Source organism: Nocardia sp. NPDC004582 (assembly GCF_053602115.1).
Genome location: NZ_JBSGCY010000180.1, coordinates 1 through 11,426 on the forward strand (window position 1 = coordinate 1; position 11,426 = coordinate 11,426).

8 protein-coding genes are annotated in these 11,426 nt (G+C 67.2%); all 8 read left to right on the forward strand.

Annotation, left to right across the window (positions count from 1 at the left end):
* Window positions 1–2,442: DNA translocase FtsK 4TM domain-containing protein (locus tag ACWELJ_RS30775; protein WP_452369609.1), on the forward strand; the 2,442-nt coding region annotated here is incomplete at its 5' end.
* A 135-nt stretch (window positions 2,443–2,577) separates the two neighbouring features.
* Entirely contained in the window at window positions 2,578–3,597 is a 1,020-nt protein-coding gene (locus ACWELJ_RS30780; RefSeq protein WP_452369610.1) for a hypothetical protein, read from the forward strand.
* Window positions 3,598–3,647: 50 nt separating this feature from the next.
* Window positions 3,648–4,949, forward strand: coding sequence for a KamA family radical SAM protein (locus tag ACWELJ_RS30785; RefSeq protein WP_452369611.1), 1,302 nt, complete (start codon window positions 3,648–3,650; stop codon window positions 4,947–4,949).
* A 392-nt stretch (window positions 4,950–5,341) separates the two neighbouring features.
* Window positions 5,342–6,649: a hypothetical protein gene (locus ACWELJ_RS30790; RefSeq protein ID WP_452369612.1), complete on the forward strand. Its 1,308-nt coding sequence runs from the start codon at window positions 5,342–5,344 to the stop codon at window positions 6,647–6,649.
* A 159-nt stretch (window positions 6,650–6,808) separates the two neighbouring features.
* On the forward strand, window positions 6,809–7,699 hold the full coding sequence (locus tag ACWELJ_RS30795; RefSeq protein ID WP_452369613.1) for a class I SAM-dependent methyltransferase: 891 nt from the start codon (window positions 6,809–6,811) through the stop codon (window positions 7,697–7,699).
* Between the two features lie 612 nt (window positions 7,700–8,311).
* Entirely contained in the window at window positions 8,312–9,898 is a 1,587-nt protein-coding gene (locus ACWELJ_RS30800; protein ID WP_452369614.1) for a hypothetical protein, read from the forward strand.
* Window positions 9,899–10,070: 172 nt separating this feature from the next.
* On the forward strand, window positions 10,071–11,006 hold the full coding sequence (locus ACWELJ_RS30805; RefSeq protein WP_452369615.1) for a DUF389 domain-containing protein: 936 nt from the start codon (window positions 10,071–10,073) through the stop codon (window positions 11,004–11,006).
* Window positions 11,007–11,070: 64 nt separating this feature from the next.
* Window positions 11,071–11,426: hypothetical protein (locus ACWELJ_RS30810; protein WP_452369616.1), on the forward strand; the 356-nt coding region annotated here is incomplete at its 3' end.

Sequence of the window (11,426 nt, forward strand, 5' to 3'; positions counted from 1 at the left end):
GCGCCGTCCAACACCGCCCCGCTGGCGGTGGTCCGGCGCGGTGTGACCAGCGGCTGGACCATGATGGCGCGGGGCCTGGGCGCGACGACGCGGGCGGTGAGCCGGGCGGGGGAGATCGAGCACGGGCATCGGCGTGACGGGATCGCGCTGGGCCTGGTGGCTTTCGCGTTCCTGATCGTGGCGGCGGTGTGGCTGTCGGCGGGTGGTCCGGTCGGGCATTGGGTCGATACCGCCGTGCGGGCGGTGTCCGGATCGGCTTCGGCGGCACTGCCGTTCGTGCTGGTGGCGATCGCGGTGATTCTGATGCGCACCGAACCGCAGCCGGAGATCCGGCCGCGCCTGGTGCTGGGCGGGCTGATGGCGGGGCTGCCGATCCTGGGTCTGTGGCATCTGGCCGCGGGTTCCCCGTCGGACGCGCACGGTCGCGCGCATGCCGCCGGCTTCGTCGGTTATGTGGTGGGCGGCCCGCTCTCGCAGGGGCTGTCGGCGTTCCTGGCCGTGCCGTTGCTCATGCTGGCCATCGGCTTCGGCCTGCTGCTGCTGACCGGCACCCAGGTCCGCGACGTGCCCGAACGCCTGCGGGAGATCTTCGGCACCGGCGCGGGCGGCGACGAATACGACCGCTACTCCGATGACCCCTACGATCCGGCCAATTACGACGCGGACGGTTTCCCGCTGCACAGCCCCGAGGTGCGCAAGCGCCGTGGCCGTACGCCGTCGGAGAACTACCCGGCCGACGAGTTCGGCGGTCCGGACGCGGTCACCGAGATCATCGGCGAGCCCCCGTTGCAGGACGCCAAGGAGATCGTCCAGCCCGAGGAGAAGCCGCGGCCCGCCCCGGCGAAAGCCAAGGCCCCCAAGCCCGCTCCCGCGGTGGTCGATCAGACTCCGCCGCCGCCGGAGCAGCTGGAGTTCGTCACCGACCGCGAGGTGGATGGCGATTACACGCTGCCGTCGCTGAACCTGCTCACCGATGGCGATCCGCCGAAGAAGCGCAGCGCGGCGAACGAATCGATGATCGAGGCCATCACCGAGGTGCTGGTGCAGTTCAAGATCGATGCCGCGGTCACCGGTTTCGTGCGCGGCCCGACGGTCACCCGCTACGAGGTGGAGCTCGGCCCGGGTGTGAAGGTCGAGAAGATCACCGCCCTGGCCCGCAACCTCGCCTATGCGGTGGCCACCGAGAATGTGCGTCTGCTGGCCCCGATTCCGGGCAAGTCGGCGGTCGGTATCGAGGTCCCCAACGCCGACCGCGAATTGGTGCGCCTGGCCGACGTTTTGAAGGCCTCCAGCACCCGCAATGATCACCATCCGCTGGTGATCGGCTTGGGCAAGAACATCGAGGGCGAGTTCGTCACCGCGAATCTGGCCAAGATGCCGCACTTGCTGGTGGCCGGTTCCACCGGTTCCGGTAAGTCGAGTTTCGTCAACTCGATGCTGGTCTCGCTGCTGTGCCGCGCCACCCCCGAGGAGGTGCGGATGATCCTCATCGACCCGAAGATGGTGGAACTGACGCCCTACGAGGGCATTCCGCACCTGATCACCCCCATCATCACCCAGCCCAAGAAGGCCGCCGCCGCGCTGGCCTGGCTGGTGGAGGAGATGGAGCAGCGCTATCAGGACATGCAGGCCAGCAAGGTGCGCCACGTCGACGACTTCAACCGGAAGGTGAAGTCGGGCCAGATCACGACTCCGCTGGGCAGTGAAAGGGTGTACCGCCCTTACCCGTACATCCTGGCCATCGTCGACGAGCTCGCCGACCTCATGATGACCGCTCCCCGCGACGTCGAGGACGCCATCGTCCGCATCACCCAGAAGGCCCGTGCCGCGGGCATTCACCTGGTGCTGGCCACCCAGCGCCCCTCGGTGGACGTGGTGACCGGTCTGATCAAGACGAACGTCCCCTCCCGTCTGGCCTTCGCCACCTCGTCGCTGACCGACTCCCGAGTCATCCTCGATCAGCCCGGCGCCGAGAAGCTCATCGGTATGGGTGACGGCCTGTTCCTCCCCATGGGCGCAAGCAAACCGACCCGTCTCCAGGGCGCTTTCATCTCCGACGAGGAGATCGCCGGTGTCGTCGACTTCGCCAAGACCCAGGCCGAACCCGACTACCAGGAGGGCGTCACCGCCGCCAAGGCCGGCGAGAAGAAGGACGTCGACCCCGACATCGGCGACGACCTCGACCTCCTGCTGCAAGCCATCGAGCTGGTGGTCACCTCCCAGTTCGGCTCCACCTCCATGCTCCAGCGCAAACTCCGCGTCGGCTTCGCCAAGGCGGGCCGCCTCATGGATCTGATGGAGACCAGGGGAGTGGTCGGCCCGTCGGAAGGCTCCAAGGCCCGCGACGTCCTCGTCAAGCCCGATGAACTCGACGGCCTGCTGTGGAGCATCCGAGGCGGCGGTGACGAGCCGCCCGGTGCGAATGGCGCTGAGCCCGAGTAGTTCTGAGCGCTTCGCCTCGCATTGAAGCTCCTCCGTGGTGGCCCTAGTCTGAATCCTGTGGCACGCGGGGGAGTTTCATGGCGTCGGAGCTGGACGCGGCGGTGGCGCAGGCCGGAACCGCGGTGGATCGCGGGATTGGGTGTCGGGGTCGCGACGGTCATGCTGCTGGCCGTGCTGGCTCGCGGGATGCCGGACTACTGGCGGAATTTCGAGTTGAACACCGCGGCCGATCTCATCGGTGCGGTGTTCACCATCTTCCTGCTCACCCCGATCATTCAGCGGGTCGGTGAGTCCCGGGTGCGTGAGCATCGCGAGCTGGACTATCGGCGCTTCCTCGACCGCGCGCACCGCAGTGTGAACGCCATCCGGATCGTGGACACCTTCTCGAACATGTTGATCGAGCCGCATTCGGATCGCTTCGGGCAGATCACCCGGGATGCGTTGGCGCGGGGCGTGTCGGTGCGGGTGCTGCTGATCAATCCGTCGACCCTCGCGGCCGAGCAGCGTGACCGGGAACTCGGTGCGGCCGAGGATCTGCAGCGGCAGCTGGCGCTCAATCTGACGTCCTTGCGCGCCCTGCAGCGTGATATCGGCGAGCTCGAGCATCCGGGCCACGGTCCCGGGGCCGACTTCCAGGTGCGGCTCTATTCGTCGGGTCCCGACGTCACCATGTATCGCTCCGACGACAGGTGCCTGATCTCGTTCTATACGATCGACGGCCTCTCCGGTGACTCGCGCCAGCTCGAGGTGTCGGTGCATTCCCCACTCGGCAAGTTCGTCAATGACCGGTTCCACGCGGTCTGGAGCCGGTCGGTTCCGCTGGAATACCTGATCGACGTCACCCTGTCCGACGGCGCCGGTGATCGGCGCAGGTCGCTGGTGAAATCGATTGTGGTGGACGATATTCGGTATTTACAGGGTGCGCGCACGGACAGTTTCCTGAGCCGGGTCGGGATCGAGTCGATCCGGGCGCGGCTCGACGACGGCAGCGACCACGAACTGTCCCGAGTCGTGGATGCGGCGCTGATCGATCGGCTCACCGCGGTGGCGGGCCGGATCTTCCGCGACTCCTCCGACGGTGACTTCCTGCGCATGAACCCGGCGGCCTCGCCCGGGCCGCCTCCCCGCGCCGACGAGACGCCCGAGGATCGCTAGGATCGATGCTCGGTCGCTCGACATCCGTCGGGCCGTGCTGGAGGCATCGGATGTCGCTGGGCACCACGGGGTATGGGTTCCGCGCGATCGGCGCTCGCGAGTTGCCGAGTATCGCCGCCCGCGCCGGGCTCGACGCCGCGCAGGCGCGGGAACTGGCGGCGGTGGCCGAGGTGCTGCCGTTCCGGACGAACCGCTATGTCCTCGACGAGCTCATCGACTGGACCCGCGCGCCCGACGACCCGATCTTCCGGCTGACCATGCCGCATCCGCAGATGCTCGCCGACGATGACCGCGCCGAGATCGCGACCCTGCTCGCCCACGACGCCTCCGCCGCCGACCTCCGCCACACCGCCACCCGCATCCGCAAGGCCATGAACCCGCACCCGGAGGGCCAGCGCACCCTCAATCGCCCCGAGACCGACGGCGAGTCCTTCGACGGGTTGCAGCACAAATACCGCAACACGGTGCTCTACTTCCCACGCAACGGCCAAACTTGTCACGCCTACTGCGCGTACTGCTTCCGCTGGGCGCAGTTCGTCGGCGAGCCGGAGCTGCGCATGGCCGCCGCCGGTCCGGAGGTGCTCATCCGCTATTTGGACCGCCATCCCGAGGTCAGCGATGTCCTGGTCACCGGCGGCGATCCGATGATCATGAGCGCGGACGTCCTGGCCCGGCACCTGGAGCCACTACTGGACCCGCGCCTGGAACAGATCACCTCGATCCGGATCGGCACCAAGGCGCTGGCCTTCTGGCCGCACCGCTTCGTCACCGACCCCGACGCCGATCAACTCCTGGAGCTGCTGAGCCGGATCACCGCGTCCGGACGCCACCTGGCGATCATGGCCCACGTCTCGCACTCCCGGGAACTGGAGACCGACGTGGTGCGCCACGCGATCCGCCGATTACAGGCCACCGGAGCGATGATTCGCTGCCAATCCCCGATCGTGCGCACCGTCAACGACAGCGCCGAAGCCTGGATCACCCTGTGGCGCGACGAGATACGCCTCGGCATGGTCCCGTACTACATGTTCGTGGAACGCGACACCGGCCCGCGCGACCACTTCGCGGTGCCTCTGGCCGCCGCGACCGCGATCTTCGCCGACGCCTACCGCGCGGTCCCCGGCCTGGCCCGCACGGTCCGCGGCCCGGTCATGTCGGCGACCCCCGGCAAGGTCGTCATCGACGGCGTGACCACGATCGCCGACCGCCGAGTCTTCGCCCTGCGGCTACTCCAAGCCCGCGACGAGTCGCTGGTGGGCACCCCGTTCTTCGCGCATTACAGCGAAACGGCCCGCTGGCTCGACGACCTCACCCCCGCGTTCGCGCCCAGGTTCCCCTACGAGCAACCCTGACCCTGGCAGGCGCATGCTCGCCGACATCGTTCGATCCCGGCTGTACCGTTGACCGAGGGGGAGTTCGATCAGACTCCCGTTGTGGGACAAGGCAGCACACTATGGCTGAAGACGGCGAGACGGGCGGTGTCCGCACCATTCGGCCGGCGGTTACCTCGCGGACAGCATTCACCTACACGCACCCCGGATCCAGGCCGAGCGATCGCGCCTTCCGGGCTGGAAAGCTGATCCAGGCCATCGACTCCGCGATCCTGGGTGATCCCTATCGGACCAACCCATTCCGGCTCGCGGGCCTGCCCACCGACGCCGGGGCCGATCGGATTCAGCACCGGGTCACCGAATCGGGGGCGGGCCGGCGGGGCCGTCGAACCACCCGGCCAACCGTCCTGCCGGTGACACCGCAGCCGCCGCCCGCGGCGGTGACAGCCGCACTCGAGAGACTGGGAAACCCCGCCGATCGGCTGATCGCCGAACTGTTCTGGTTCTGGCCCACGGACTACGTGGACCCGGCGACGGACGGGATCGACCGTGCCGGCCGGCTCTGGCTCGAACGGATGCCCACCGACCCGATCGCCGCCCACAACCTCGCAGTCCTCCGGCACATCGAGGCGCTGGAAACACCGCGCGGCGCGCACCCTGAAACCTGGCTCGACGCGCTCACGGCCTGGGACACAGCGATCGCGGCGGCGGAAACCTGGCACTGGCTGGGCGAGCGCGCCGCCCAGCTCGGCCTTCACCGATACCGGCCAGGCTCGGGCGGACTGCGGCAGCTCCGCGAGCAATTGCCCGCGGCGGTACTGCGAATCCACACCAATGTGATCGCCCACGCGATCCCTACCGGCCAGATGGCCACCGCCGAACTGCAATTCGCGGTGCTCGATGAGTTCCGCGCACAGATCGTCATGTATCCGAGCGTGTTCGACTTCACGGACATCGACTTCGCGCGCGACCAATATGCTCGGCAACTGCGGTTGTTCCTGCGGTGCCGGGGCGACCAGGTGCGTCGCGTCGCCGAGGAGCGGCCGAAGGACACGCTCCCGGAGGTTCGGAACCTGTTGGTGGAGGAGGGCAGAGCCCGGGCATACCGGCGTGGGACAGCCATCGAGGATTCGGCGACGGAGCCCGTTGTCGATTCCCGAGTGGTCGGCATCGCGATCGAGTGCGTCGCGGCCTACTACAACGCCACCAAAGACCTGGCCGGCGCGTGTGATGTCCTGAATCTGATGAGGACACTCGCAGTGGGCGAGGCGGGGTTGGCGGACCTCGAGGGGGCGACCCGCGACCTCGAAACGAAGTGGCGGGAATACCTCTGCGAATTCTGCGGCAAACGCCGAGGCGTGGTCGCGGCAGAGCACGTCGTGCGGATGCACCGGGAGCGACTCCCACGCCGGCACGGGGATCCCGAGTTCGAACGGACCGAGATCGTCTTCCCGCGTTGTCGGAGATGCCGCGTCGCGAACCTCCTCGAGGACCCTTGGCTCGCGATAGCGACCCTCATGGCCCTCTCCGGTCTCGGATTGGGAATCAAGGGGCTCATCAGCCTGAACGCCGGCGGTTGGCCCACCCTGGTGACAGGCGTCGCCATATACGTCGCCGCTGTCGCCGGCACGCTCATCCTCGCTTCCATGTCCAACCCGGATCGAGTAGCTGCGGACCCCCGAATTCGGAGGTTGCACCGGGACCGCTGGCGCCTGAGCTGATCAGCCGCGAGATTGTCCGCACACCAAGGTGATCGCCGCCCGTGGCTGCGGCGGCCACGACACCTGGCCACGGATCCACCAGCCACCCCGACGGAATCGGCTCCGGGTGTGGGTGAGTTCACGGGTGCGCACGCGGTGTTGGTGAGTAGCTTCTCGGGTATGGACAATGAGGGACCCAGTCGGACGGCGCTCGTGACCGCCTACGCCCGCGCCTATCATCAAATTGCGGACCGGCCAAGGATTCTCACCGATCCCCTGGCGGCGCGGCTGCTGGGTTTGAGCGCGGATGAGCTGACCGAATTGGTGCGGCCCGCCGAGGATCGTCCCGGTCGAGATGTGGACGCGGGAATGCTGCGGCTGGGTGTCAGTGATCGGCCGCGCCGCTTGTTCTTCGCCGCTCGTTCCCGTTTCGCCGAGGATTGTGTGGCCGAGGCCGTCGCCGCCGGCGTGGGACAGGTCGTGATTCTCGGCGCCGGCCTGGACACCTTCGCCTACCGCAACCCGCACCCGGGCCTGCGGGTGTTCGAGGTCGACCATCCCGCTACCCAAGCATGGAAACGCCAACGCCTAGCCGCATCCGCGATCGACGTGCCCGAGGGGTTGACCTTCGTGCCGGTCGACTTCGAAACCGACGCGCTCGCAACACGATTGGAAGCCGCAGGCTTGGTTCGAACCGATCCGGCCGTATTCATCTGGCTCGGTGTCGTCTTCTATCTGACCCCCGACGCCGCCCGAGCCACCCTCGAATACATCGCCGGTCAATCGGCGCCGGTCGAGGTCATCTTCGACTACCTCCAGGCGCCGAACACCGACAAGGATCGCGCGAACCTGCGGGCCCGCGCCCACCGAGCGGAAGCCGTCGGCGAGCCCTGGCTCAGCTACTTCACGCCGGCCGCCCTCGCCAACCACCTACACGCACTAGCCTTCACCACAGTCGAAGACCACCCCGCCACCGACCTCATCGCCGGATACCTCAACGGCGCCACCGATTTCGACAGCGAACCACCCCAGGCCCTGCACCCGGTCCGCCTACTGCGCGCAAGCCGCTGAGGATTCCCCGACACAGTGCGCGGAGAACTGGCAAACGCCCCAACGCCACGGCCCGAGCATCACCCCAGCCACTCCGAACACCCACCCATGCCCCCGTTTCCAACCAACACACCTAGAACCAAACGCCGAGTGGCACATAGTGGAGGTGAAAAAGGACAAAACCCCTCCAGCATGTGCCACTCGGCGACGAGATACGAACGCGCTGTCATGCCGCGACTCGGGCGTCCGAAACCGGTTGCAGGCCCAACCCGCGAGTGCACGCTCATGCCGAAAGGCGTGCACTCTGGGAAGACCCGCGTTCGCGGACGCGCCCCAGCGAGTCGAGAGCGATCGGCAACACAGCGGCAATCAATTTCCTGGCCCGCCGAAAAGGCGTGTTACGTTCGCTGAACCCGGAGACTTCTGTTCGTTTTGACCGGCTGTGGTAGTTGGCTCTCGCCGGGCGGGCTGCAGCGGTTTCTAGCTTTCCAACTGCAAGTTCGCGTCCCTTCGGCCGCGAGGGACGGGAGTGATGCACCGGTGAGTTCGCCTCGATATCTGCGCACGGGCGCCGTTGCCGCCGCAGTGACCCTAGCCACGGCACTGGCGGTTTCGTCCTGCAGCAGCAACTCTTTGGATTCGGGTGACAGCGACTCGTCGGGCACTTCTTCTCCGGCGGCCGCCGCAGGGCAGGGCCCGGCGCGTAATCCCTATCTGGCCGCGGACAAGTACGCGGTCACCCACCTGGACTCGGGCCAGACCGACACCTTCGACGATCCGGTACCGCGGGGCACCTTCCACATCGATCCGGCGCAGATGCCGCGCGTCACGGTGGGACCGGTCAGCATCATCACCCTGGCCGGCACCGACCCGAAGTATCGGTGGATCTCCTCGTCCGCGGGCGTGCGGTACGTCGACGTCTCCAACGGTGGATTCAAGGAAGTCGCGGGAATGGACGCCCCCGGCATAGCGCCGATCCCCGCGCCGGCCTTGGACGCGGTGCTGAATCAGAACTTCACCGACGTCGCCCAGATCCAGGACGCGGTGAATCAGGACTGGGGCGGGGCGAACTGGACCCGTATCGCCAACGGCGTCTACAGCCTGGTGGACAAGGACAATCGCGTCTACTACACCACCAACGATTCTCAGTTGTACGTGTTCGGGCTCGAGAACAACGACAAGCCCGAAGACGGCATCAAAGTGATCAAACACCTTGACCTGAAACCGTTCCTGGGCACCGGCACCACCGCCACGGGCCTGCCGGAGAACGTGGTCGGAGTGAACCTGACCTACGACGGCCACCTGGTAGTGGCCGCCACCCGTGGGCTGCTGGCCTTCGACCGCACCAACCTCGACGCCGCCCCGCAGCGGGTGCGTTTCGGTGACGACGAGACCGTGTCGAACTCGATGTCCATCGACGAGCACAACGGCGTCTACATCGCCTCGAACAAGATCATGCGCAAGATCGTTTGGACCGGGTCGAAACTCTCGACCGACGAAGCCGACGGCGCGTGGTCCTCGCCCTATGACACCGGTCGCCGGCCGCCGGCGGTGAAGTTCGGCACCGGCACCGGCTCGACCCCCACCCTGATGGGATTCGACGGCAAGTCCGACGAGCTGGTCGTGATCACCGACGGCGCGGACCAGATGCATCTGGTGGCGTTCTGGCGCAACAAGATTCCCGAAGGGTTCCAGCAGAAGCCGGGCGCCAAGTCCAACCGCATCGCCGACCAGGTCCAGGTGACCGCGGGCCTGCCCGATCCGCTGCCGGAGTTCGTGCAATCCGAACAGTCGGTCGTGGTCAACGGGTACGGCGCGTTCGTGGTCCAGAACATCGGTAGCGGCGGCGAACCCGACCGGCTTATCGACGTCCTCGCCAACGGCCCGGTCGATCCCCCGCCGCACGGCATGCAACGCTTCCAGTGGGACCCCGCCGGACACCGCTGGAACTCGGTGTGGGCACGTGGCGATGTCGCCTCGACCTCCATGGTCCCAGCCATCTCCAGCACCACCGGGATGGTGTTCGTCAACGGCTATAGCAAAGCCGACGGCTGGGAAGTCACCGGCCTGGACTGGACGACCGGAGAAACCGTGCACCGCACCATCTTCGGCCAATCCAACCTCGGCAACGGCGCCTACGCCATCATCGAAGGTCTCCCCAACGGCGACCTGCTGTTCAACAGCATCGGCGGACCTTTCCGCGCCAAGATTGCCAAGTAAAACCCCGCAACACTCACCCGACGGCCTGCTCCGATCCCACCGGGGCAGGCCGTCGCGCGTCAGCCCGGGGCGGAGCGGTAGTCGGCCCCACTGCCGCTATGGTTGCTGGAAATGAACCGGGCTGCCACCGCCGCTGAACTCAGCCCACCGCCGGGCCGAAGGAGGCCACACCGTGCTGCATCTGCGCATCGTTTCTCCGAGTGGGCGGAGCGGCGACGTTCTGCGCATCCTGGTCGAGGAACCCGGCGCCACCCATGTGACGCTCGCGCGCGGTGAGGCCGTGGATCCGCCCGGCGATGTGATCGAAGCCGATCTCGCGCGTGGCTCCGTCAATGCCGTGATCTCCGCGCTGAGCGCTCTGGATCTTGCTCGGACGGGCAGTATTTCGTTCGCGCCGACGGGAACCATGCTGTCCAGTTCAGGGCGACGGGCCGATGCCGCAGCACCCCGACCACCGGACCAGGCAGTGGTGTGGGAGCAGTTGCTCGAGCAGTCGCGTAAAGGGGCCCGCTTCACGCCCACCTTCCTCGCGCTCCTGACGATCGCGATCCTCCTGTCGGCGGTCGGAGTGACGACAGCGTCGCCACTCACCCTGGTCGGCGCGATGGTGGTCGGGCCCGAATTCCGGCCGCTGGCAGCGCTTTCGGTGGGGCTGGTACGCCGCGACGCACGGCTGGTGCGAGCCTCGGTACGCACCCTTGCCATTTCGTTCCCGGCCGCGATGGCGATCACCGTGCTGGCCACGCTGCTGTGGGTCCGCCTCGGTTGGATCGGGGTCGGCAACGTCGAGAGCGCCCACGCCTTCGACTTCATCTACCAGGTCGGGCCGTTCTCCTTGGTGGTCGCCCTGCTGGCGGGGATTGCGGGGATGCTGGCCGTGGTCACTTCCGCCTCCGCCGTGCTGGTGGGTGTGTTCATCTCGGTGACGACGGTTCCGGCCGCCGGATTGGCGGCGGTCGCGGCCTTCGCGGGGAAATGGCATGCCGCACTGAGCTCGCTCGCTCAACTCGGCGTCAACCTGATCGGGATCGTCGTCGCCGGGGTAGCGGTGCTGCTGTTACTGCAGGCCGTCGAACGCCGCGGCGGCGTCCTTCCCCGCAAGCGCTGACCCGCTTCGGAACTCGACCCTCAAGTGTTGCTATAAGTTCGCTCATTGGTGTCATCATTGCCCCATGAGTGCACGCCACGTCGATCTTCCCCGCCCGCTGCGACGGCTATCGGTTTGTGTTCGGGTGCCGATGGTGCTGTTGGGGGTGTCTGCCATGGTGCTGGGATGTTCGACCGGCACGAATCACCAGGGTGACAACGCCTCGCCCCAGAGTTCGGACACTCGGGCTGCGGACGCCAAGGCCGAGGAGGACTGGGCCTACTCGGTCGGCATTCAGAACTACGTGTTCGGACTCCCGCTGACGATCTCGGAGCGGGAGCGCGCGCTGCGGCTGGATCCGGTGGCGTTGGAGAAGGCCAAGGCCTACGCGCCGGCCGCTCCGCTGAACCAGATCGGCCACATGAAAACCCTTGCTACGGC

Excerpts from the sequence above, each read along its gene's own strand:
- ACWELJ_RS30795 (WP_452369613.1), top strand. The coding sequence starts at position 6,809 with ATGGACAATGAGGGACCCAGTCGGACGGCGCTCGTGACCGCCTACGCC.
- ACWELJ_RS30785 (WP_452369611.1), top strand. The coding sequence starts at position 3,648 with ATGTCGCTGGGCACCACGGGGTATGGGTTCCGCGCGATCGGCGCTCGC.